This window comes from Prosthecobacter sp., from assembly GCF_044236155.1.
Lineage (GTDB): Bacteria > Verrucomicrobiota > Verrucomicrobiia > Verrucomicrobiales > Verrucomicrobiaceae > Prosthecobacter.
The window spans coordinates 71,486-96,181 of sequence record NZ_JBIIHA010000016.1; the positions used below are offsets into that span (position 1 = coordinate 71,486).

Annotated in this window: 16 protein-coding genes; all 16 read left to right on the plus strand. The window is 60.2% G+C overall.

The window, feature by feature from the left end:
* Window positions 1-1,398 carry an FAD-binding oxidoreductase gene (locus ACILSE_RS14655; RefSeq protein ID WP_395718155.1) on the plus strand — a complete coding sequence of 466 codons (1,398 nt, stop codon included), beginning with the start codon at window positions 1-3 and terminating at the stop codon, window positions 1,396-1,398.
* Window positions 1,395-2,339: a hypothetical protein gene (locus tag ACILSE_RS14660; protein WP_395718156.1), complete on the plus strand. Its 945-nt coding sequence runs from the start codon at window positions 1,395-1,397 to the stop codon at window positions 2,337-2,339. Before ACILSE_RS14655 ends, ACILSE_RS14660 begins: the two co-directional genes overlap by 4 nt.
* On the plus strand, window positions 2,329-3,546 hold the full coding sequence (locus ACILSE_RS14665; protein WP_395718157.1) for a (Fe-S)-binding protein: 1,218 nt from the start codon (window positions 2,329-2,331) through the stop codon (window positions 3,544-3,546). The genes ACILSE_RS14660 and ACILSE_RS14665 overlap by 11 nt, the downstream gene beginning before the upstream one ends.
* 173 nt (window positions 3,547-3,719) lie before the next feature.
* Entirely contained in the window at window positions 3,720-6,233 is a 2,514-nt protein-coding gene (locus ACILSE_RS14670; RefSeq protein WP_395718158.1) for a PQQ-dependent sugar dehydrogenase, read from the plus strand.
* Window positions 6,230-7,378 (plus strand): dihydrodipicolinate synthase family protein, encoded by a 1,149-nt coding sequence (locus tag ACILSE_RS14675; protein ID WP_395718159.1) that lies wholly within the window; start codon window positions 6,230-6,232, stop codon window positions 7,376-7,378. Before ACILSE_RS14670 ends, ACILSE_RS14675 begins: the two co-directional genes overlap by 4 nt.
* Before the next feature lie 149 nt (window positions 7,379-7,527).
* Window positions 7,528-9,816, plus strand: a complete 2,289-nt coding sequence (locus ACILSE_RS14680) for an alpha/beta hydrolase fold domain-containing protein (protein ID WP_395718160.1) — start codon at window positions 7,528-7,530, stop codon at window positions 9,814-9,816.
* A 36-nt stretch (window positions 9,817-9,852) separates the two neighbouring features.
* Entirely contained in the window at window positions 9,853-11,139 is a 1,287-nt protein-coding gene (locus tag ACILSE_RS14685; RefSeq protein WP_395718161.1) for an MFS transporter, read from the plus strand.
* Between the two features lie 19 nt (window positions 11,140-11,158).
* Complete coding sequence (locus ACILSE_RS14690; protein WP_395718162.1) at window positions 11,159-12,262, plus strand: aldose epimerase family protein; 1,104 nt, start codon at window positions 11,159-11,161, stop codon at window positions 12,260-12,262.
* A 169-nt stretch (window positions 12,263-12,431) separates the two neighbouring features.
* Complete coding sequence (locus tag ACILSE_RS14695) at window positions 12,432-13,091, plus strand: GntR family transcriptional regulator (protein WP_395718163.1); 660 nt, start codon at window positions 12,432-12,434, stop codon at window positions 13,089-13,091.
* Between the two features lie 41 nt (window positions 13,092-13,132).
* Window positions 13,133-17,302: a DUF1592 domain-containing protein gene (locus ACILSE_RS14700; protein ID WP_395718164.1), complete on the plus strand. Its 4,170-nt coding sequence runs from the start codon at window positions 13,133-13,135 to the stop codon at window positions 17,300-17,302.
* Window positions 17,303-17,316: 14 nt separating this feature from the next.
* Complete coding sequence (locus ACILSE_RS14705; protein WP_395718165.1) at window positions 17,317-18,648, plus strand: DUF1552 domain-containing protein; 1,332 nt, start codon at window positions 17,317-17,319, stop codon at window positions 18,646-18,648.
* 2 nt (window positions 18,649-18,650) lie between these two features.
* Window positions 18,651-20,120, plus strand: coding sequence for a sulfatase (locus ACILSE_RS14710; protein WP_395718166.1), 1,470 nt, complete (start codon window positions 18,651-18,653; stop codon window positions 20,118-20,120).
* Window positions 20,121-20,194: 74 nt separating this feature from the next.
* Window positions 20,195-21,670: a sulfatase gene (locus ACILSE_RS14715; protein ID WP_395718167.1), complete on the plus strand. Its 1,476-nt coding sequence runs from the start codon at window positions 20,195-20,197 to the stop codon at window positions 21,668-21,670.
* Window positions 21,671-21,709: 39 nt separating this feature from the next.
* A complete protein-coding gene (locus ACILSE_RS14720) occupies window positions 21,710-22,609 on the plus strand; it encodes a hypothetical protein (RefSeq protein ID WP_395718168.1) in 900 nt (299 codons plus the stop codon).
* A 16-nt stretch (window positions 22,610-22,625) separates the two neighbouring features.
* Window positions 22,626-23,600, plus strand: coding sequence for a C-terminal binding protein (locus ACILSE_RS14725; RefSeq protein ID WP_395718169.1), 975 nt, complete (start codon window positions 22,626-22,628; stop codon window positions 23,598-23,600).
* Window positions 23,597-24,682: an SMP-30/gluconolactonase/LRE family protein gene (locus tag ACILSE_RS14730; RefSeq protein WP_395718170.1), complete on the plus strand. Its 1,086-nt coding sequence runs from the start codon at window positions 23,597-23,599 to the stop codon at window positions 24,680-24,682. The genes ACILSE_RS14725 and ACILSE_RS14730 overlap by 4 nt, the downstream gene beginning before the upstream one ends.
* Window positions 24,683-24,696 lie beyond the last annotated feature (14 nt).

The window sequence follows — 24,696 nt, forward strand, 5'->3', positions numbered from 1 at the left end:
GTGAAAGATTCTCTCGAACACCAACTCAAAGCGCTGCTGCCTCGCGGGCGTGTGCTGACTTCGGCAGCTCAGCTGGCAGGCTATGGTGCCGATGGCCTGGGCTATAAGAACTTCCTTCCCGATTCCGTAGTGATTCCGGCGGATGCGGAGGAACTCGCGGGTTTCATGTGCGGGGCTAGGGCGCTGGGGGTGCCGGTGGTGATGCGTGGGGCGGGGACTTCGCTTTCGGGTGGACCGGTGGCGGTTCAGGGTGGTGTGGTTGTTCATACCTCAGCTCTGAAATGCATCCGCGAAATCAATGTGGAGGGCTTCTGGTGTGAGGTCGAATGCGGTGTGGGGCTCAATGACCTCGATGCCGCGTTGAAGCCGCACGGCGTGTTTTATCCGCCTGATCCATCGAGTGGTCCGGTCTGCACACTCGGGGGTAATGTGGCGTCGAACGCGGGTGGCGCACATTGCTTTCGTTACGGGGTGACGAGCAATTATGTTCTCGGTGTCGAGGCGATTATGCTCGATGGAAGCGTGCATCGTTTTGGTGGGCCTGCGGGTGGTCGCGGACCTTGGCGTGAGGATTGGAAACGCTTCATGATCGGCTCCGAAGGCACGCTGGCGGCTTTCACTCGCTTCTGGCTGCGACTGCTGCCATTGCCGGAGAAAGTGTGGACCTTCCGTGCGACCTATCCCGATATGAAAACCACGGAAGCGGCCATCCATGCTTTGGTGGCGCACTCGTCGTATCCAGCGGCTATCGAGATGCTTGATCCGCGTGGCGTGGCGATGGTGGAGAGCAGTCAGATGGCTTGTGGATTGCCCGAGGGTTCGTTCATGCTGCTGGTGGAGATTGATGGCCCAGAGGCGCTGGTCAATGCTCGTGTGGAATCCGTGGCTGAGATTTTGCGTCATGCAGGATCGCAGGACGTGATGTTTAGCGATGAGGATGCCCTTCGCCAAAAGCTCTGGAAAGCCCGCAAAGCCTCCGGTGGTCTGCTCGGCCAGTTGAGCCCCAGTTACGTCGTGCAAGACGCGGTGATACCGAAGCGTGCCTTGGCCGAGGTGCTTCAGCTTGTCTATGATGAAGCCGATGCCGCGAACATCCGCGCGGTAAATGTCTTCCACGCAGGTGATGGCAATCTGCATCCGAACTTCCTCTTCGATTCGCGTGTGCCCGGCGAACTGGAGAAGGTGGAACTCATCAGCAAGCGACTCATGCAGCGCGTCATCGAAGTCGGCGGCACGCTCAGCGGTGAGCATGGCATCGGCAATGACAAGTCCGCCTACATGCCACTGGTGTTCGGGCCGGACTCCATGCGTCTCCAACTCTCCGTGCCAGCCGCATTCAATCCTGCGCATCAAATGAATCCGCTCAAGGTCTTCGACAATCGCCACTTCATCGCATGAACGTCTTCCCTCCCATGCAGCACGAACGGCTCTTTGTTCCCTTCCTGGATGAAGTGGATGGCACGCTGTGCCTGCCCGCGAATGCGATAGCGGCTGACATTCATTCGCAAGCTCACGCGCATCGCCTGCGCTTTCCGCTTCTCTTGGATGAAGCGACGACATTGCGCGAACAAATCGCCGCCACGACTCATGCGCCAGTCTCGTGCCGCTTCGGACCTTATTGTGACAACATTCTGGGAATAAACTGGCGGCTGCCTAGTGGACGCATCGCCCGCATCGGCGAGCGTGTGGTCAAGACCACGACCGGCTATGACTGGCTCCGCTTCCTGCTGCACAGCGGGTCGCGTTATGGCGAGCCTGTGGATTACGTTTTGCGGTTGCGACCTGATTACGGATTCACGGCCATCGGCCGCTTCGATGGAGACACCAAGGCTTTGCGCTCCTGTGTATCAAAACTACTTCACAGCGGCTGGATGCACTGGTGGGATGCGGTGGATTACGTCACGGAAGGCAGGGCATCGTTCGTGCGTGTGATGATCCATTGTGTGCCCGAGCAAGCGCCCATCTTCGCCCAACAACTTGAACACGTCGCTGCATCGACGAGCACGCAGCTTACGCTGCAAAGCAACGTGCCACCGCCCCTCGATGGCCTTCCCGATCTCGTGATCAAGACGACGCCTGATCGTGTCATCGGTCTCTCTGCGGAACTCGCGCACGCTGCGCGGCGTTGTGTGGCGCTGTGCTACAGCGGTGTTGTCCACGTCTATATGAACGAGAGCGAAGACCTCACCGAGCGCACGCAAGCTCTCATCCAACCTTACACAGCAGAACTCCACACTCTCGGGGGCGACTGGCACTCCCGCTGGCTGCCTTCCACGCCGCCGACCATCACTGAGTCTGCGTGGCTCAACACGCTGGAGGAAGCCATTCATGAGCACTGAAGCAATGCCTCCAGACTATTTCTCCAATTGCACGCACTGCGGTTTCTGCCTCGCCGTGTGCCCGACTTACAAGCTCACCGGCGATGAAAATAACTCACCGCGTGGGCGATTGCGTCTGTGGAGTGAAGAAGCGGCAGGACGGCTGCCGCAAGACGAGTGGACGGACTTTTACACCGCTGAATGTGTGGGTTGCCTCGCCTGTGAGACGGCCTGCCCTGCGACGGTGCCGTATGGTGAAATCTTCGAGCATGTTCGTCACGAGCACGTCACCTCGCATCGCTTCAAACCAAAGCTCGCGCTCCGATTGGCAGCCGCAGCGGTCACTCGGCCGCTGTTGTTCAATCTCGCCCTGCTGCCCGCGCGGCTCCTGCGAAGCGCGGGGCTCAGCCTTCATCGCTTTCTTTTTCCTGGCCGTCCGGCGGCTCTGAAAAGCACCGCTGCGTATGCAGACGAACTCATGCAACGACATCGTCCCACCGGACCGCGTGTGGCCTTTCTCACCGGTTGTTTGATGGAAGCCATGTTCCGAGAAATCAACTTCGCCACGGTGCGCGTGCTCATTGAGAACAACGTGCAAGTCATCATCCCTGACGGTCAAGGCTGCTGCGGCGCGTTCCAGGAGCATACCGGACTTGATGGTGTGGAAGCGCTTCGCGAGCAGAACCGGCGAGCGTTTGGATCGCTTGATGTCGATGCCATCGTCAGCAACTCGTCCGGCTGCGGTTATGCTTTGGGCAAGACATTGCAGCCCGGCAAACAAGTGCGTGATGTGCTCGGCTTCCTCGGCGAACTCGGCCCCGTGCGCCGCCAGCGTGCCCGCGATGATGGCACGCGACTCTATGTGGATCTGCCCTGCCATCTGGTGCATGGACAGAAGGCCGCAGGCATTCCCGCGAATGTGCTCGATGCTACTGGTTACAGCTGGGAACTCGCGCCCAAGGCCAAGGACTGCTGTGGCTCCGGTGGCGTTTACAACATCCAGAAGCCCGAGAACGCACAGCAGATCCTCGCCGACAAATCCACCTTCCTCAACGAAGCCGAAGGCGCACCCGTCATCCTCGGCACCTCCAACCACGTCTGCATGATGCAATGGCACAGCGCCGGAGCCACCGGACTCGTCTCCCGCCCCTACGAGGTGAGACACATCATCCAACTCCTCGATCCCGGCGAGAAGTTCAGCATCCCTTCCAACTCACCACAGCCATGAACCACAACGACCTCACCCTGAGCAATGGCAAAAAGATGATGGCAAAAAGATTCAGGCCAATTTTTTTGCCTCAATCTTTTTGCCTTTTCATCACTGCCCTAGTTCTCGCTTCGCTATCAGCACTCCACGCTGCCGAGCCAATTGAATCAGCTCGCTTTGAAAAGGAAATCCTCGTGCCGGCGGCGCGTGATGCGATCCAGATGGAAGTGCTGCCCGGAGGCGATGTCATCTTTGCCGAGTTCTGGGGCACGATCAAACGTTGGGACGCGAAGTCAGGCGGCGTGAGCATTCTGGGCACGGTGCCGACGTATGCGAAGGGCGAGATCGGACTGCTCGGCACGGCGGTGGCGCGGGATTTTGAGCAGAGCGGGCATGTGTATGCCTTGTTCGCGCCGACGGCGAAACTCGGCACCGTGCGGGTGAGCCGCTTCACGGTGAAGGACGGCAGGATGCCGGCGGAATCGGAGTTGGAACTGCTTTCATGGCCTTATGATACCGAGCATGTCTTCCACATGGGCGGCGCGATGTGGATGGATGGGAAAGGCGATCTCTACATCGGCAATGGCGACAATTGTCACTATGATCCGGGCTTGCCTCAGGACACGCGGCCGGATCGCAAAAACTGGGACGCCTTCCGCTCCGCCGCCAACTCGCGCGACCTGCGCGGCAAGGTGCTGCGCATTCATCCGAAGCCGGAGGGCGGCTACTCCATCCCCGAGGGCAATCTTTTTGCCGATGGCAAGGACGGCAGGCCGGAGGTATTCGCCATGGGCGTGCGCAATCCGTTTCGCATGTCCGTGGATGACAAGACGGGCACGCTCTACTTTGGCGATGTCGGCCCGAACATCATGCCAGTGCTCGGCGTGAAGCCGGATGGCTACGAAGAACTCAATGCCACGCAGACCGCAGGGAACTTCGGCTGGCCGCTCTTTGTCGGGCCAAATGAAGCGCTGCCGCTCTATGATTTCGCCGCGAACAAGGAGGTGAAGCGCTACGACCCGCAGTCCTCGGAGAATCTCTCGCCGCGCAACACGGGCATTCAAAAACTGCCCCCGGCCAGGCCCGCGCTCATCTGGTATTCGAGCCTGCCTTCGAAGGACTTCCCCACGGTCGGAAGCGGAGGCCGCTCCATCATGGCCGGACCGGTGTATCACTACGAATCCGCGAATCCTTCTCCCATCAAGCTTCCCGAAGCACTCGATGGCCGCCTCTTCATCTACGAGTGGATGCGCAACTGGATTCAGACGGTGAAGCTCGGCACCCCAGGGCCGGAGATCGAGCCCTTTGTGCCGACGTGGAATCTGCGCCGTCCCATCGACATGAAGATCGGCTCTGATGGCGCACTCTACATGATCGAGTATGGCGACCAGTGGTGGGAGAACAACGACAGCCGCATCGTGCGCGTCGTGTATCGTCGCGGCAATCGCGCGCCGGTGGCACGGATCAGCGCGAGTGAAACAGCGGGTAAACAACCGCTCGCGCTCACCTTTGATGCGGCTGCATCTAGCGATCCCGATGGCGATGCACTGAAGTTTCTCTGGAGCATCGCGGGCAAAGAACAGACCGGCGGCGAAGCGAAGTTCGCGCACACCTTTGATCAACCCGGCAGTTATGAGGTCAGCGTCACCGCGCTCGATGCCAGCGGCGCGAAGAGCACGGCGAAGGAGATGATTCACGTCGGCAATGGTCGGCCCGTCGTGCACTTCGAGTCACCAGCACATGGTTCGTTCTTTGATTGGGATTCCAAGATTCCTTACCAGGTGTCCGTCACCGAAACCGATGGCGACGCGGTGCAAACGAATCTCACCACCGTGCAGGGCGAGTTTCGCGGACGCCGTTTTGCCAGCGAGGGTGACAAGGATGTGCTCGATCCCGGACTCGCCATGATGCGCGCCAGCACCTGCTTCGCCTGCCACATGGCCGATACACCCTCCGCCGGTCCGCCTTACAAAACCGTCGCCTTGAAATACAAGGACGACCCCGCTGCGGCCGAACGTCTCGCACAGAAAGTCCTCAGCGGTGGCACTGGCGTGTGGGGGCAGCTTCCCATGCCGCCACATCCGCAGCACAGCATCGAGCAACTCCGCCGCATGGTCGCCTGGGTGCTCTCGCTCAAGGACGATCCCGCCAGCCCACCGCAGTCCGGTGCCAGCGGCACCTTCACCGCGCCGAAGAAGCCCGAGAAAGGCACACGCGTGGACGAAGGCGTGCTCATCCTCACCGCCGCCTACACCGATGATGGTAAGCAAGCCACCCTGCCGCGCCTGCGTGGTGAAGGCACCGTCGTGCTGCATTCCCGCCGCAAAAAAGCCGCGCTCTATGATAAGAACCACGGCATGGCCTACGTCGAGCACGCCTACGGGGAGAAGGCCATCGTCGGCCACTTCAAGGACGGCACCCACATCCTCTGGCGCGACCTGAACCTCACCGGCATCTCGCGCCTCACCGTCCGCGCCGGTTGCTTCGATACCAAGGGCGGCACCCTCGAACTCCGCCGCGGCTCACCCACCGGCCCCGTGCTGGCCAGCGTCGAAGTGAAGTCCTCCGGTCAAGCTGACGCAGGCGAGTTCCTCTCCATCCCCGCCACGCTCACGAACGCCAACGGCCTCACCGACATCTGCGTCGTGGCCCGCTGCGCCGACAATAACACCGAACTCGGCCTGAACTGGATCGAGTTCCAGCCGTGAGGTTTCTCGACAAAAAGATCGCTGACAAAAACATGAACATCCAAACCCAATCCTGGCTCATCGACCGCCGCCATGCGCTCAAGGCGCTCGGCAGCTTGATTTCCCTGCTCATGCTGACGGATGGGGCTGTGCTTGGTGCCGCGCCAACGCCGAAGGAGATGCGCGGCCCCTTCCCGATCATGTCCACGCCCTATTTCGAGGACGGATCGATCGATTACGATGGTCTCAAGCGCGAACTAAGATGGGTGGACGAGTCGGGCTGTCCGGGCGTCATTTGGTGTCAGTCGAACGACGCCATCGACCTGTTGACGACCGAGGAGAAGTTTCGGGGGTTTGAGGCGTGTGCCGAGGCGGCAGAAGGGCGCAAGGTCGTCCTCACGCTCGGGGCCAACGGCACCAACACCGCGCAGATGCTTGAGATCGCCGCGGAAATTGAACGCGTCGCCGAGCGGCACCCCGGCGTCAGGATGGCGATCATCTCGCGTCCGCCGGACGATGTCCGCACCGAGGCGGACATCGAACAGGCGTGGAACAAACTTGCGAAGGTCGCGAAGCGGCCGGTCATCTTCCAGACCTACGGCACGCCCGCCACCCCGACGCCCTCTGTCGCGCTGCTCGTGCGGTTGGCGGAGAAACATCCGGCGATTTACGGCTATGTGAAGGAAGAGGCCGAAGGTTATGCGGCGGTCGAGCGGATGTCGGAGCTCTCGGCAGCCAAGCCCGTCATCAAGACCGCGATGGCGGGGTGGGGCGGCTGGCAGTGGCTCATCCAACTCCGGCATTGCGGGTGCGAGGGGCTCGTCACCGAGCGCTGCGCCTTTGCACCGGTGCTCGCCAAACTCTGGCGCATCCACGAAAGCGGCGACCGCGGTCTTCCCCTCACCGAGTCTTACGCCATGTTCCGTCTCCTGTGCGATCAGCGAAACTTCCCTTCCGGCTTGCGCGGCTACCCGCTCTATTTCCTCGAGAAAGAGGGCGTTTTCAGGAATCGAGTTTCGCGTCAATACACCAACTCACGCGTCACTGATGGAGGAAGCTTCAGCGTCGGCAAAGCCTGGAAGCTGGAGAAGGTAGAACTGACACCGTTGCAGTGCCGGGAGCTCGACGCGCTCTACCGGGACATGCTCGATTTTGTGGCCAAGTAACCGAATGCATCTTGTCTGGCGAGCCCCTCACCCCAGTCACTGCTCCTCATCCAGAGCCAACTCGCTCCGGCACCCAAAAGCATTTTCCTAGCAGTCATCATCACCCGCGCCGTGAACAGTCAATGGACCATCCAAAGCAAGAGATCGCCATGAAACCAATCTTCTCCCTCATCACCGCCCTGCTGCTCGCGCCGCTCGCCGCGCTGCTCGCCGCTGATGATCTTCCTGAGCCGCCCGTGAGTTGGAAATACCCGCCTGAGATGCCGGGGGCGAGTGTGGAGGTGTATCGGGAGGTGAACGGTGTGAAGCTCAATGCCTACATCTTCACCCCACCTAATCATCGAGCCTCGGATCGACGCCCTGCGGTGTTGTTCTTCTTTGGTGGCGGATGGAAAGGCGGATCGCCGGGGCAGTTCCTGCCGCAGTCGCTTTACCTCGCGCAGCGCGGCATGGTCGCCATCCCGTGCGACTACCGGGTGCTGAGCCGCCACGGGGTCCTCCCGCAGGATTGCCTGCGCGATGCGAAGGCGGCGATTCGTTGGGCACGTGCCAATGCCGCTCGTCTCGGCATCGACCCCGACCGCATCGTGGCCGGAGGTGAATCCGCTGGTGGTCATCTCGCTGCTGCAGTGGCGCTGGTGCCGGGTTTCGAGGACGGAGATCACACCGAGGTCAGCTCCATGCCGAACGCTCTCGCGTTGTTTAATCCAGCCGTGGTGCTGTCGCCGGTGGACGGCCAACCTGGGCTGCTTTCTGACGAAAAAATCGCCGACATCCGCGCCCGCGCCGATGGACGACCGCAGGAGATCTCGCCTTATCACTTCGTCCGTGCTGGGCTGCCTCCGAGCATCCTCTTCCACGGCACGAAGGATGAGGCGGTGCCATTCCCCACGGTGGAACTCTTTGCCAAGGCCATGACCGCCGCAGGCAATCGCTGCGAACTGAAAGCCTACGAAGGCCAGCCGCACGGCTTCTTCAATCCCGGGCGCGGCAAGGGCGAGCCACGCGAGGAAGCCACTCGATGCTTCCACCGCACCATCCGCGAGTTGGACACCTTCTTCGTATCGCTGGGCTATCTCAAGCCGTCGGACAAGCCGCCAATACTGGCCGCCAAGAAGCTGTCCGATTTTCAGCCACTCGTCCGCACCGAGACCTGGACTGAGAAATGGCCGGACGCTTCCGGCAAAGCCGAAACGCGCAACGTCACCGCCGAAGCGTGGACGCAGGCCATGCAAGCGACACTAGACGCACAGGGAACGCTGCACATTGCCGCGCGAGCGCAGCCCTATTACTTGGACGGCCCGCTCGTCGTGAAATCCGGTCAAAAACTCAGCGCCGATCCGACCGCCGAGATTCGCCTAAAGCCCGGCACCAACACCTGCATGGTGCGCAACGAGCATGTCGTCACCTTGAACACCAATCCGTTGCCCACTGACCTACCGCTCGATTCGGACATCACCATTGAGGGCGGCATCTGGACGACACTGGCCGTGTCCCGAGCTGAATCCAACGGCAATTTGCGCGGCCATTCAGCGAAGGAGAATCCGGCTTTCGGCACGCATGGCGTCATCCTTTTGCAAAACGTGCGCCGCGTCTCGGTGAAGAATGTCACCATTCGCCAGAGTCGGCCCTTCGGCGTGCATCTGGCGAACGCGCATGAGTTCACCGTCGAAAACATCACCCTCGAAGAGCATTGCCGCGACGGCGTGCATGTGAACGGCCCCGCAAGTGATGGCGTCATTCGTGGCGTGCGCGGCGATTCGCATGACGACAACGTCGCGCTCAATGCTTGGGAATGGAAACACTACGCGCCAAGCTACGGCCCCATCGAGCGCATCGTCATCGAAGACATCACCGGAGCGCCCGAAAGTCTGCCTGCGGCCAATTCCATCCGCATCCTTCCCGGCGTGAAACGTTTTGACGATGGCACCACGCTCGATTGCCCCATCAGCGACATCATGCTGCGCCGCATCACGAACATTCGTGAGTTCAAGCTCTATGACCAGCCGAACCTCGAACTCGGCCGCGACAACGACTTCAGCATCGGAGTTGGCACCGTGAAAAACCTCCGCCTCGAAGACCTCACCTTCAATCACCCAGGCAAGATTGAACTCCACGCAAACACCGACGCCCTCTCGATCCACAACGTCCGCGTGAATCACCCCATCACTCCTGAATGGCACCTCCTCGCTATCGGCCCGAAGTCCATGACCTACCAGAGCGGAGGTCCGAGCAAGCCAGAGAAGTGGACGGAAATCTTCTCACCTGACCTCGACTGCATTGCGCGCAACGTCAGCATCTCCGGGGTCCGTGTTCGTGACTCGCAGGCAGACTTGCCCATCGAGCAAGTCGTCAAAGTCATCGAGCAAAAGCCCAATGCCGACTACCCCAAGACCACACCGAAAGGCGGCACGGGGAAAGGCATTTGGATTCGATGATGTATGTCCTTTACAGCACGACCGCACTCTTTTTTCATGACTAGTCCCCCTACCTCTCAAGCACGCCGCGTCGTGCTTTTCTTCGCCGTGACGTTGGCGATCATCACTTATGTGGACCGCGTCTGCATTTCGCAGGCGGCTCCCGCGATGCAGGCGGAACTGGGTTTGACGAAGATCCAGATGGGTTATGCCTTCACGGCATTTGGTTGGGCTTATGCGCTGTTTGAAATCCCCGGTGGCTGGCTCGGAGATCGTATCGGGCCGCGCAAGGTGCTGATGCGGGTGGTGGGCATGTGGTCTCTCTTCACGGTGGCCACGGGTTGGGCCTGGAATCTCTGGTCGCTGGTGGTCAGTCGATTCTTCTTTGGCATGGGCGAGGCGGGTTGTTTTCCGAACATCACGAAGGCGTTTACCAATTGGTTCCCCTCGGCCGAACGTGTCAAAGCCCAGGGCATCTTATGGCTGAGCGCTCGTTGGGGTGGTGCCTTCACGCCGCTGCTAGTCGGCTGGATGCTGGCGAGTGGTGGCGAGGGCAAGTTCGGGCTCGGGCTGCATTACCGCTGGGTGTTTCTGATCTTTGGTCTGCTGGGCGTGGTCTGGGCGCTGTCGTTCTACCGCTGGTTCCGCGATTATCCGAAGAATCATCCCAGCGTCAGTGCCGCCGAGTTGGCTGTCATCGGGGAAACGCTGCACAGCGGTGACCATTCCATGCCTTGGGGCAAGCTGCTGGCCTCCCGCACGGTCTGGATGCTCTGGGCGCAGTATTTCTTTATGTCTTACGCCTGGTATTTTTACATCACCTGGTTCCCCACTTACCTGAAGGAACAGTTCACCGGCATGGGCGACATGCAGCGAGCCTTGCTGGCCTGTGTGCCGCTGTTTTTTGGAGGCATCGGCTCCATCCTCGCGGGTCTGCTTTCGGCGCGGTTGGATGTGTGGCTCGGCAGCATCGCCCGCACGCGCCGCTGGCTTGGGGTGCTCGGCATGGGCGCTGCGGGTCTCATGCTGAGCATCTCAATGCAACTTCAAACACCCGTGGCCTCCGTGCTGGCTATTGGTCTCGCAGCTTTGTTCAGCGATCTCGCCATGCCCGGTGCCTGGGGCGCGTGCATGGACGTCGGCGGACGCCACACCGGCGCACTCTCCGGCAGCATGAACATGATGGGCCAAGTCGGCGGAGCCATCGCACCTATGGCCGTGCCACTCGTGCTCGCCGCCACGAACAACAACTGGACCATCAACATGGGTCTCTTCGCCGTCAGCTACTTCCTGGGCGCCATCTGCTGGGCCTTCATCAACTCCGACGAACGTCTACACGAATAATCCACCATTCCACTGCTCCATGAAACACCTCATCCTCACCCTACTATCCGTCGGCCTCATTTCCGCTCATGCTGAAGTCACCAAAGACAACTTTGGCATCACTCGCGATGGCGAATCCGTCGAGCGCTATACCTTGAAGAACAAGCATGGCCTTGTCGCGAAGGTCATCACCTTGGGCGGCATCATCAACGAACTGCATGTGCCCGACCGTGCGGGCAAGACCGCCGACATCGCACTCGGATTCGACACCTTGGCCGAATACGAAGAGCACAACGGCGGCGTCTTTTTCGGCTGCATCACCGGGCGCGTGGCCAATCGCATCGCGGGCGGTAAGTTCGACCTCGACGGCAAGTCCTACACGCTGGATCTGCATCCGAAGACCAACTTTCACCTGCACGGTGGCTTGAAGGGTTTCAGCAAGGTCATTTGGAAAGCGGAAGTCGTCACCGACCCACGCGGACCCGCTTTGCGCCTGACCTACCTCAGCAAGGACGGCGACCAGGGATTCCCCGGCAATCTCAAAACCAGCGTCACCTACGTGCTCACGGAGGAGGATGCGCTCGTCATCGAGTATGAGGCCGCGACTGACAAAGCCACGCCCATCAACCTCACCAACCACACTTACTTCAACCTCGCTGGAGCAGGCAGCGGCACCGTGCTCGACCATCGGCTCACCTTGCAGTCGCAGCGTTATCTTGAAACCGATGCCGACCTCTTGCCCACGGGAAAGCTGCTACCCGTCGCGGGCACCGCGTTTGATTTCACCAAGAGCGAGGTCATTGGCAGCCGCTTTGATCAAATCTCCATCGGCGGCTACGACCACGCCTTCGTTCTCGCCGACAAGCCGCAAACCAAGCCCGCGCTCGCCGCCGAAGTGCATGAGCCAAAGAGCGGACGCGTGATGCGAATCCTCACCGACCAACCCGGTATCCAGCTCTACACCGCCACCTACACCACACCGCTCAAAGGTAAAAACGGCGCGGGCTACGACCGCTTCCACGGCCTCTGCCTGGAGACCCAGCATCATCCCGATTCCGTTCATCACGCGGAGTTCCCAACGACCATCCTCCGTCCCGGCGAGACGTATCGCACCACGACCATTCATCAGTTCAGCTCGCGCTGATCGTTGCGTTTTGTGAAACAGGATTGGCCCAAATAAGTCGGAACATCGGTGGCCTAGTCGCAGCGCTATCATTCTCGAGTTCGACGAACGTCTGCACCCTAGCGATCAATGATTTTTGTTCCGGATTGAAAGAGCTCTAACAGTATACCGTATTTAAACGGTATACCGCATGAGCTTACCTTCACCTACAACTACCCGCTCCGACATCACCGTCTCTCGTCTTCGACAAGAAATCCTCGATGGAGAGATCTCCCCCGGCCATCTCCTCGCTGAGTCTGCCGTTGCGCAACGGCTTGGCGTCAGTCGCGTGCCAGTGCGGGAGGCGTTGTTCACTCTCGAACGCGAAGGGTTGGTGGAGTTCAGCGACACGGGTCGGGCCTATGTCAAAGACCTGACGCCGCATGATTTTGAAGAGCTGTATGTGCTGCGTCTCGCACTGGAACCCGTGGCAGCGCGATTGGCTGCGCCGGCCTTGCGCGAAGACTGCTCGCGTCTGGAGAAGAATATCAAGGCCACCAGCAAAGCCACCACCTTGCTCCAAGTCACGCAATTGGATCTGGATTTCCACGAGATCATTCTGGAGGCATCGGGGAATGCACGACTGCTCAAGCTTTGGCACTCGCTACGCAGTGAATTGGAGCTTTGGCTGGGGCGGCTGCATCGCTCGAAGCAACTCCAGACGCGCGGCACGCGGGCAGAGACCGTGAGCAGTCACCACGGTGTGGTGGAGGCTTTCAAAACCAAGTCTCCCACCGAGTGCGAACGCCTCATGCGCCAGCACATCCTGAGCTGGCGTGAATGGCTGCCAACGACGGAGGTGGAAGCATGAAAATGAATATTTCATTCAGCGCACTCATCTGCGTCGCGTTAATGGCCGCGCCAGCCTTTGCCGATCAAAAGCAGGTCTTCGAGCAAACCATTCAGCCTGTGCTGAAACAGTATTGCCTGGACTGTCACTCGACGAAGAAGCAGAAGGGCGATCTCGATTTGGAGCGCTTTACTTCGCTCGACCTCGTGAAACGTGATCCCGTCGTGTGGGAGCATTCGCTGGATCAGATCCGCGACAAGGAGATGCCGCCGAAGGGCAAACCCAAGCCGTCACCCGAGCAGATTAAGATGCTCACGGACTGGATGCAGGGCACGCTGGATGACATCGCGCTCGCCAGCGCGGGCGATCCGGGGCCGGTGGTGCTGCGGCGTCTGTCGAACATGGAATACACTTACTCGATCCGTGATCTCACCGGCGTCCCGTCGCTCGATCCGGCGAAGGAGTTCCCGGTTGATGGTGCGGCAGGTGAAGGCTTTACCAATGTGGGCGCAGCTCTGGTGATGTCGCCTGCGTTGCTCACGAAGTATCTCGATGCGGCGAAGGATGTCGCGAGCCACGCGGTGCTCACGCCGACAGGCATTCAGTTTTCCGCTGGCACGTCATCGCGTGACTGGACCGATGAGACACTGGCGAGGATTCGCGAGTTCTATGCTGAGTTCAGTGACACGACCGAGCAATCCGTCGCGGTCAATGGTGCTGAAAAAGTCAGTAACAAGGGAGGTCGGCTGCCGATCGACAAGTATCTGGCGGCCACTTTGCAGGAGCGTTCAGCCCTCGCCAGTGGCTCGAAGAAGATCGCCGATGTCGCGCGTGAACGTCGCTTGAGCGCGAAGTATCTCGGGCTGCTGTGGGACATGTTGCAGGACAACAAACCCTCTGCGCTACTCGATCCGCTGCGCGCGAAATGGCGCGAAGGCAGTCTGGCAGTGGCTGACATCGAAGCTTGGCAGCAGGCGCTGTGGCGCTTCACCAATATTGGACATCTGGGTAAGGTCGGCGGCCCGAAATCCTGGCTGGAACCGGTGACACCGCTCGCAGCGCAGCATGAGTTGCGGATGAAGTTGCAGCCTCCATCGGACGGCGGCGATCTCACGCTGTATCTCACCACTAGCGATGCGGGGGATGGAAACGCGAACGATTTCGCCCTCTGGGAAAAAGCGCGACTCATCACGCCGGGACATGGCGAACTGCTCCTGCGCGATGTGCGCTCGGTCGTGCAACAGATGATGCGACATCGCGATGCAGTGACAGAAAGCGTGGTGAGATGTCTCGCGGCAGCGAACGAGGCGACGAGTGCGGATGGCCGTCCTGACCTCGCCGCGCTTGCGCAGAAGCACAACGTCGATGGCAAAGTGCTCGCGGGTTGGCTGAACTATCTCGGCATTGGCACTGCGGGCGAAGTGAAATTGGAACCGCTGCTCGTGAAGAAATCGGAGCGCTCTACGGCCTATGAGTTCATCAAAGGCTGGACCGGCGACAATGCTCTCAGCGTGCTGGCGAACTCCTCCGATGCCACGGTGAAAATTCCTGGCACGATGCCGCCGCACAGCGTTGCCACACATCCCTCGCCGAAGCTTGCATCGGTCATCGCGTGGCGCAGTCCGGTCACCGGCACGCTGCGAGTAAGCGGCAAAGTTCAGGACGGGCACACGGTGGGTGGCAACGGCATCACCTATGCGCTGGAACTGCGGCGCGGCCAGACGCGCGAGGTGCTCGCCGCCGGTGAAAGCAAGGGCTCCACGGTGATTCCGATGGGACCGTTTCAAAACGTGAACGTGATGACTGGCGATGTCATTGCGCTGGTCATCGATCCGCGCGATGGCGACCACACCTGCGATCACACGCCGGTGAATCTGACCCTGAACGATGGCAAAACCGAGTGGGATCTCGCGAAGGATGTTTCGCCGGACATCCTGGCTGGCAATCCGCACGCCGACCGACACGGCAACAAAGCGGTGTGGCATTTCCTGAGTCAACCAGCAGCGGGAGCGGCATCGTCCGTCATCCCCAGTGATTCGCTGTTGTCAAAATGGCGGAAAGCGAAGGACGCCGACGAGCGGGCACGAATCGCTGCACAAGTGCAGCAGGTGCTCCAGCAAGACGCCGCAGCCGCGAAGGCGAGCCCGACTGATCGCGAACTGCGCAACCAGCTTCTCTCGTTCAACTGTCCGCTGCTCGCCGACGCATGGCGCTCGGTGAAAGCGCAGGCCGGAGATGGCCCAGCGTCGCCTTACGGACTCGATCCCGCGATGTTCGGCAAGCATCCCAAAGGCGGCGAGGTTGCTGCAACGAGCCTCTGCGTGCACGCACCGTCAGTCATTGAATTGCGACTCCCCGCATCGCTGCTGGCGGGCGCTGAACTGGTGACCACTGGCCGCTTGCATCCCACCAGTGGCGGGGAAGGCAGTGTGCAAATGCAGGTGCTCACCACGAAGCCAGCCGCGTCATCAGGATTGCAAGCTACGGTGGCGAGTTCGGCCAAGGAAGGCGGCGCATGGAACTCCAGCAAGTCCCCGGTGATTTTCGATTCGCCGATCCTGGTGCAAGATGGAAGCGCCGCACGTCATCGGTTCGAAAGGGCCTTCGATGACTTCCGCACCCTGTTCCCCGCCGCGCTGTGCTACACCAAGATCGTGCCTGCCGATGAGGTGGTGACGCTGACCCTGTTCCATCGCGAGGACGAGCAACTCAGGCGATTGATCCTCGATGATGCGCAAAGTGCGGCGCTCGACCGCCTCTGGGACGAACTGCATTTCGTCAGTCAGGATGCTCTCACGCTGGTGGATGCCTTTGAGCAGATCTGGCAGTTCTCCTCGCAAGATGGGCCAGACGCGCCCAATGGCGATAAACGACTGGAACCGATGCGTGAGCCGATCATGCGCGGAGCCGAGGCCTTCAAGAAGCTGCAAGTCGAAGTCGAACCACGACACGTGCAAGCCGTGCTCGACTTCGCCACACAGGCATGGCGTCGCCCGCTCAGAGACGCTGAGCAGAAGGAACTACGCACCCTTTATCAAAAGCTGCGCACGCAGGAGATGCCGCACGCCAAAGCCGTGCGTATGATGCTTGCGCGAGTGCTCGTGGCGCCGGCATTTCTCTATCGCGGCGAAAAAGCCGCGCCGGGACCAAAAGCCACGGCAGTGAACGATTGGGAGATCGCGACACGTCTGAGCTACTTCCTCTGGTCCTCCGCGCCCGATGCCGAACTCACGCAACTCGCCACCATCGGCAAACTCCACGAGCCCGATGTGCTCGCCGCGCAAGTGAAACGCATGATGAAGGACGAGCGCATTCGCCGCCTCGCTACCGAGTTTGGCTGCCAATACCTCCACGTCCGCGAAGTCGCCGAGTTGGATGAAAAGAGCGAGCGCCACTTCCCCACCTTCGTGAATGTGCGCGAGTCGATGCAGGAAGAAGTGACCCGCTTTTTCATCGACCTCTTCCAAAACAACCGCAGCATCCTCTCGCTGCTCGATGCGGATTACACGTTCGTGAATGCGGAGTTGGCACGACACTACGGATTATCGACAGAAGAATGGGGACAAAAGAATCCTCTGAAAAATTCTCCTGTCCCCATTCTCCTGTCGAATTCCCCGTCTGATTGGAAACGTATCGACGGTCTCCACGCTCAAGGCCGCGGCGGCATCCTCGGCTTCGCTGCCACACTTGCGAAGCAAGCCGGAGCCTCGCGCACCAGCGGCATCTTGCGCGGCGCGTGGCTCTGCGAGGTCGTGCTCGGCGAGAAGCTTCCCGTTCCACCCAAAGGTGTGCCCATTCTCCCCGAGCAACCGCCCGAAGGTCTCACCGAACGCCAACTCGTCGAGAAGCACAGCTCGGATGCGAACTGCGCTGCCTGCCACCGCCGCATTGATCCCTTCGGCTTCGCTCTCGAAGGCTTCGACGCCATCGGACGCGCTCGCAAAGCCGACACGAAAGTCATTTTGCCAGACGGCTCCCGTGTCGATGGTCTCGACGGCTTGCGCAGTTACCTGCTCGACAACCGCAGCGATGATTTCCTGCGTCAGTTCTGCCGCAAGCTGGTCGGCTACGCCCTCGGACGCGGCGTGCAACTCTCAGATAAGCCACTGATCGCTTCCATGCTCACCCAACTCAAAACCGGCGATCACAATGTCGGTGCCGCCATGGAGTTGATCGTTCGCAGCCCGCAGTTCCGCGAAGTGCGCGGTAAAGATTTCGTCGTCCATAACTAACCAACCTCAAGCTTATGAAAACCCATCAATTCAACCGTCGAGCCTTCCTTCGCGGGACAGGCGTCACCATGGCCTTGCCCTGGCTGGAGTCATACAATGTTTGGGGCGATGAGCCGAAGAAGAACAAGCCTGCCAGCGAGGCACCGGTGCGTCTTTGCGTGACCTTCTCCGGCAACGGCTTCCAATCGAAGGAGTGGTGGGCCAAAGGCGAAGGCAAGGCGATGGAGCTTGGTCGCGTGCTCGCGCCTTTGAACGAGTTCAAAGAGAAGCTGCTCTTCGTGCGCGGCTTGTATCATGAGGAAGCGCGCAAAGGGAACATTCACTCGTCGCAGACCGGCAACATACTCTCCGGCGCGCCCATCGCCAGCGGTGGGGAGATTCGTTCGGGAACAAGCTTCGATCAGTTGCTCGCACAAACGTATGGGCGCAGCACGAAGGTGCCGAGCCTTGTGCTGGCCTGCGAGAAATCGAATCCGTCGGTGCACAAGAACTACTCGATGCTCTACAGCTCGCACATCTCGTGGAGTTCGCCGACCACGCCTACACCGCTTGAGCTTTACCCCGCACTCGCATTTGATCGTCTCTTCAAAGACGAAGCTTCGCCAGCCGACAAGAGCGTGCTTGATGCCGTGCTCGCCGATGCGCAGGACTTGCGCCGCGACATCAGCGCCAGCGACCAACGGAAACTCGACGAGTATCTCGACAGCGTGCGTGACGTGGAGAAGCGCATCGAGAACGCCGGTAAACGCGGCGAACTGCAAGGCTGGCGACCCACGCTCGACAAGCCAAATATCAAACGCCCTGCCGACGGCATCCCGCAGGACATCGCGGAGCACATGAAGCTCATGTGCGACATCCTTGTGCTCGGCTTTCAGACCGACACCACCCGCATCACTACACTGAAGCTCAATAACGACCACAGCGCCCTGCGCTTTCCGAACTTGCCCAGCATCCAGCAGCCAGGCCACGGCATCGACTACATGATCCATCACCTCCTCAGCCACAGCGACGGAGAGGACTTCCTCAAGGTGAACCAGCTCTTCATGGAGCAGCTCGCCTACCTTGCGCGCAAGCTCGACGCCGTCCAGGAAGGCCCGCGCACGCTTCTCGACAACACCATGCTCATGCACTGCTCCAGCATGATGGCCGGGGCGAAACACGACAACGATCAGCTCCCCATCATCGTCCTTGGTGGCGCAGGCGGACGACTCAAAGGCGGACGTGCACTCGACTATAAAGACAAGCCCGACCGCCAGCTCTGCCGCCTGTTTATGTCGATGATGGACAAGATGGAAGTGCGCCCGAAGACCTTCGGCGATGCGAAACTCATGCTTGAGGAAGTGTGATCATGTCGACCGTCACGCGCGCCCTTATTCTTCTCGCTCTGGCGTGCCAAGCCGCTCCAGCCGCCGATGCTGCTTCATCGAAAAAGCCCAACGTTCTCTTCGTCGTCTTCGACGATCTGAACAACCGCCTTGGCTGCTACGGCGATCCGGTGGCGAAGTCGCCGAACCTTGATCGACTTGCTGCTCGTGGCACGGTATTCACGCGGAACTTTTGTCAGCAGCCGATCTGTGGTCCATCACGCGCTTCGTTCATGAGTGGGCGCAGGCCGGACTCGCTGGGCATCTGGAGCATGACGAAGTATCTCTACGATCTGCATCCAGATGCGGTCACGATGCCGCAGTGGTTCATGCAGCACGGCTACACGTCCATGAGCATTGGCAAAGTCCTCGGCGGTTATGGCAAGGAAGCGGACTTCAAGACACTGAGCGTGCCAGATCGTCGCACCGGCGGCAAAACGAAGGATGAGTTCGCGATGCCAGATGGGGCTGCTTTGCCGCCGAACCTCGCGAAGGATCTGCTCTGTGAGAATCGCGATGTGCCGGACGAAGCGTGCTTTGACAACGTGTCGGCCAGTCTCGCGATCTGCGAGTTGCGGGCGCTCGCGAAGAAGCCGGAGCCGTTCTTTCTCGCGCTGGGCATCTTCAAGCCGCACTCGCCTTACAAGGTGCCGAAGCGCTACTGGGACATGTATCGCCGCGAGGACATCCCGGCCATCAAGACGCCCGCACGGCCTCGCAACGCGCCCGAGATCGCCTTTCACGCGAACCACGAAATCCTCGGCGAACCGACTGCCCACCGCACGCTCGATGAGGAAGCCAAGCGAGAGATCCGCCATGGCTACTATGCGGCGATGAGTTTCGCCGACGCGCAGTTTGGCCGCGTGCTGGATGCGCTCGATGAACTGAAGCTCCGTGACAACACCATCGTCGTCATCATCGGCGACAACGGCTTCCATCTGGGCGAGCACGATGTTTGGGGCAAGATGACCTTGTTCGGGTGGGACGCTCGAGTGCCGCTGATCATCAGCGCTCCCGGCATCGGAAAGGGCGGCGCGAAGACGACCTCCATCAGCGAGTTGATCGACATCTTTCCCACGCTCACGGACCTCAGCGGTCTTCCCTCTCCAGGTCAGCTGGACGGCACCAGCCTCGTGCCTGTGCTCAAGGACGCCAGCGCCTCCGTGAAAACTGCCGCGCTCACGCAGCATCCACGCCCCGCACTTTACTGGGGAGGCGGACCGCAGGCCTTGCCACAAGTGATGGGCTATGCGCTCAAAACCGACCGCTGGAGCTATCATGAGTGGCGCGACTTCAAGACTGGCCACGTCGTCGGTCAGGAACTCTACAACGAACAGGCGGACCCCCTCGAAACGGTGAACCTCGCCGGCACCGTCGAGGCCACAGCACAGATCCCCGCGCTTGCTGAGCAACTCCGATCAATAACGACAAAAAGATGGGAGACAAAAAGATGAGGAACAGAAATCCATTTTTCTGTCTCCCATCTTTTTGTCGCACCGTCTTCATCGCGCTGCTTCTGCTTGCTCCGATGGCTGGAGTGCACGCTGATGCATCATCGAAGAAGCCAAACGTCCTTTTCATCGCCATCGATGATCTGAAGCCTCTGCTCGGCTGTTATGGCGCATCGTGGATCAAGTCGCCAAACATCGATCGCCTTGCATCGCGCGGCACGCGGTTTACGGCAAACTACTGCCAGGTCTCATTCTGCGCGCCTTCGCGCTTTAGTCTGCTCACAGGTTTGCGGCCGGATACCACGCACATCGTGGTCAATCCCGCGAAGCAGGACGACCTCCTGCGCAAGCGCTTCCCGGACATCGTTACGCTGCCGCAGCACTTCAAAAACAACGGCTTCCTCACCTGCGCCATGGGCAAGGTCTTCGATGGTCGAACCGTGGACGACGGCCATGACACCGCTTCGTGGTCGGTGCCGTATGTGCGTCGGTTTGATGAAGCGCCCAGCGGTCTCGGTAAGCCGCCCGGTTATCAAAACAAAATCACGCAGAAACTCCTCACCGCTGCCGCACCCGGCACGCAAGGCCCGCCGGTGGAGAGCGAGGACGTTCCCGACAACGCCTACTACGACGGTGCGATGGCGCGCACCGGAGCAGCGAAGATCCGGGAGTTTGCGAAGGCAAAGCAACCGTTCTTCCTCGCGGTTGGCTTCTTGCGACCGCATCTGCCATTCATTGCGCCGAAGAAATATTGGGACCTCTACGACCGGGCAAAGCTACCGCTCGCTCCCCTTCAAACGATGCCGACCGGAAGCCCGCACGACCTCGCCTTTTACAGCAACTCCGGCGAGCTGCGAGCCTGGTCGGATGTGCCGAAGACCGGCCCGATCCCCGAGGCGCTCCAGCGCGAACTCATCCACGGATACGCCGCCTCGGTATCCTACAGCGATGCCAATGTCGGCCTGTTGATGGCCGCGTTGGAGGAATCTGGCGCGCTTGAGAACACCATCGTCTGCCTCTGGGGCGACCACGGCTGGCACCTCGGGGAGCACGGTCATTGGGGCAAGGTCACCAACTACGAGGACGCGACCCGCGCGCCACTCATCATCGCTGCACCGGGCCATAGACAGGGTGCCGAGGTGAAAGCCATCACGGAGTTCCTCGATGTTTATCCGACGCTCTGCGAGCTCGCCGGTCTCCCGAAGCCAGCGCATTTGCAAGGCACCAGCCTCACGCCTTTGCTTGGCGAGGTGCGGACAACGCTACACGAAGCTGCGATCAGCCAGATGACTCCCAACGCCAGCAAGGATGGCGTGATGGGTTGGACACTGCGCACGCCACGCTACCGCTACATCGAATGGCGCCGCGCCGACCTCAGCACCGACAATCCACGCATCACCGATCAAGTCGAGTCCGTCGAACTCTACGACTACCAGACTGATCCACTCGAACGCGAAAATCTCGCAGGCAAGACCGAGCACGCCGCCGTGCTGAAAGAGCAGCAGAGTCTCTTCGACAAGCTGCTGCCGCACCTGCCGAAGCCTGTGCGCTGAGCTTTTCTCGAGTCCTGAAATCCAACCTCAACTCCAACCATGAACACCACCACCCGCCTCTTCATAGCCTTCCTTGCCTTCGCTCTGCCATTCAGCATGCGAAGCTATGCCGCTGACGCGCCTATCAAACATCGCCTTCTCTTCACGGAGTATGGCAAGGGACCCAATCGTTTCGTTGAACTCGATGCCGATGGGAAGCTGGTTTGGGAATTCAAGCCGCCGAGCACCACGGTGATCTTCCATGTGCTGCCGAATGGGAACATCCTTTTTGGCTACGGTGGCCAGCCCACGGGCGTGCGCGAGATCACTTCGCGTGGTGAGACAGTCTTCGATTACGTCAGCAAGTCGCATCAGGTCTTCGGCAGTGAGCGACTCGCGAACGGCAACACGCTGGTCGCAGAGCAGGGGCCGTGTCAGGCTGTCGAAGTGAATCCGAAGGGTGAGATCGTGCATGTCACGCCGTTGACGACGAACATTGAAGGAACTCACCTTCAGGTGCGCAATGTCCACAAGCTGGCGAACGGCAACATCCTCGCCGCCCATGAAGGCGAGGGCGCGGTGCGTGAGGTGGACCCGGACGGCAAGGTGGTGTGGGAATATACGGGCGTCACCAACACCGGTGAAGCGCAAAGGCTCGCCAATGGCAACACACTCATCTGCTGCGGCACGCAGAAGCGGTTGATCGAGGTCACGCCAGACAAGCAGATCGTGTGGGAGTTCAGTGACAAGGACGCGCCTGATTTGAACATAACCTGGGTCTCCAGTCTTCAGCAGCTCAAGAATGGAAACCTGCTCATCGGCAACTTCATGCGCGGCAAGGAAGGCCAGGGCGCGCACGCCATCGAAGTCACGCACGACAAGGAGAAGCGCGTCGTCTGGAAATGGGACGACCACAGCCTCATCAAGTCACTCACCACCGTCCGCGTCATCGGTGAATAACCTCACACAAACGACCATGCCCAAAATAGCCATCACCGACTACACCTTTCCTGACCTCAGCTTGGAGGAAGCTGTGCTTCGTCCCGCAGGGATCGAGATCGTCTCCTTCAAAGAAAAGCGTTCACCTGCGGAACTCGCCGAACTCGTGCGAGATGCCGATGCCGTGATCGCGCAGTTTGCTCCCGTGAACGCCGAAGTCGTCGCAGCGATGACCAAAGCGAAAGCCATCGTGCGCTACGGCATCGGCTACGACAATGTGGATTTCGCCGCCGCCCGTGAGCGCGGCATCCCGGTGTGCAACATTCCTGACTACTGCATTGATGAAGTCGCGGATCACACGCTGGCCTTCATCCTCGCCATCAAGCGGCAGGTGGTGCCGAACGCTCTCGACATCCGCGCGGGCAAGTGGGGCCTCGCCACGCCGTTGACCGCGATGGCATCGCTGAAGCATCTCACGATTGGCATCGTCGGCTTTGGACGCATCGGACGCGAGGTGGTGAAACGATTGCTCGCGTTCAAGGCTCGTGTGCTGGTGTTTGATCCCGTCGTGGCAGCGGATGAGATCGCCAAAGCAGGAGCGGTGGCCGCGGCGTCGTTCGATGAACTGCTTGCGCAGAGCGACATCGTCACACCGCATTGCCCATCCACACCGAAGACGAAGCAACTCTTCAATGCTGCTGCGTTCGCGAAGATGAAAGCAGGCTCCATCTTTATCAACGTAGGCCGTGGCGATCTCGCCGACAGCGCCGCCATCACGGACGCACTGCAATCTGGTCATCTCGCCGGTGCCGCACTCGATGTCTTCGATCCTGAGCCGATTCCCGCCGACCATCCGATCCGCTCAATGCCGAATGTTATTCTCGCCGCGCACATCGCCTCCGCGAGTCCGCCAGCGGTGAAGACCCTGCGAGAAACGGCCGCACGCATCGCTCTGATGGCCGTGCGCGGTGAGCCGCTGCCGAACATCGTCAATGGCGTGACCACGGCATGAATACTTTGATCTCCAACACTCCAACCATTCACAACACCATGACTACTCGTCGTTCCTTCCTCACTTCCATCAGTTCACTCGCGGCCACGCCGTTGCTGGCGCGTGATTTCGGCCCCGGTGCCGCGCCAGTGCGTTATCCCGAGCCGGATGTCATCGCGCTCGATAAGGCATTCGAGAAATACAAGATCGGCTCCGCGCCCATCGAGCGACTGCACACCGGCATGTATTGGGCCGAAGGGCCTGCGTGGAGCGGTTGGGGGCAGTATCTCGTGTGGAGCGACATCCCGAACAACGTGCAGCATCGCTGGTTGCAAGACGACGGCGAAGTCACAACGATTCACAAGCCCGCCGGTCACAGCAATGGCAACACCTTTGACCGCGAGGGTCGGCAGATTTCCTTCGAGCACGGCAACCGTCGCGTGGTGCGCTACGAGGCCGACAACAGCCTCACCGTGCTGGCCGACAAGTTCGACGGCAAACCCTTCAACGCACCGAACGACGGTGCGGTGCATCCCGATGGCAGCGTGTGGTTCACCGATCCCGGCTACGGCAGCCTCGGCAACTACGAGGGCAACAAAGGCGACCTCTTGCTCAAAGAAGCGGTCTATCGCATCGACCCAAGCGGCAAGGTGGAAAAGGTCACGGATGAAATATTCAAGCCCAACGGCCTCTGTTTCTCGCCCGACTACAAGAAGGTGTTTGTGGCCGACACCGGCGCGACGCATTACCCCGAGGCACCGAAGAACATCAAGGTCTGGGACATCGATGGTGCGAAGCTGAAGAACGGCCGCGAGTTTGCCTCCATGAAAATGGACCTCAATGGCAAGGAAGTCGCCGGACTTGCTGACGGCATTCGTTGCGACAAAGACGGCAACATCTGGGCCGGATCCGGTTGGGTGGGCGAAGGCTACGATGGCGTGCAGATCTTCTCACCCGAGGGCAAACGCATCGGCCAGATCGTGCTGCCGGAAGTGTGCAGCAATGTGTGCTTCGGCGGCCCGCGCCGCAATCGCCTCTTCATGACTGCGAGCCGCAGTCTGTATGCCGTGCATGTCGAGGCCATCGGCGCTCATTGGTGCTGATAATCGCCCCCTGA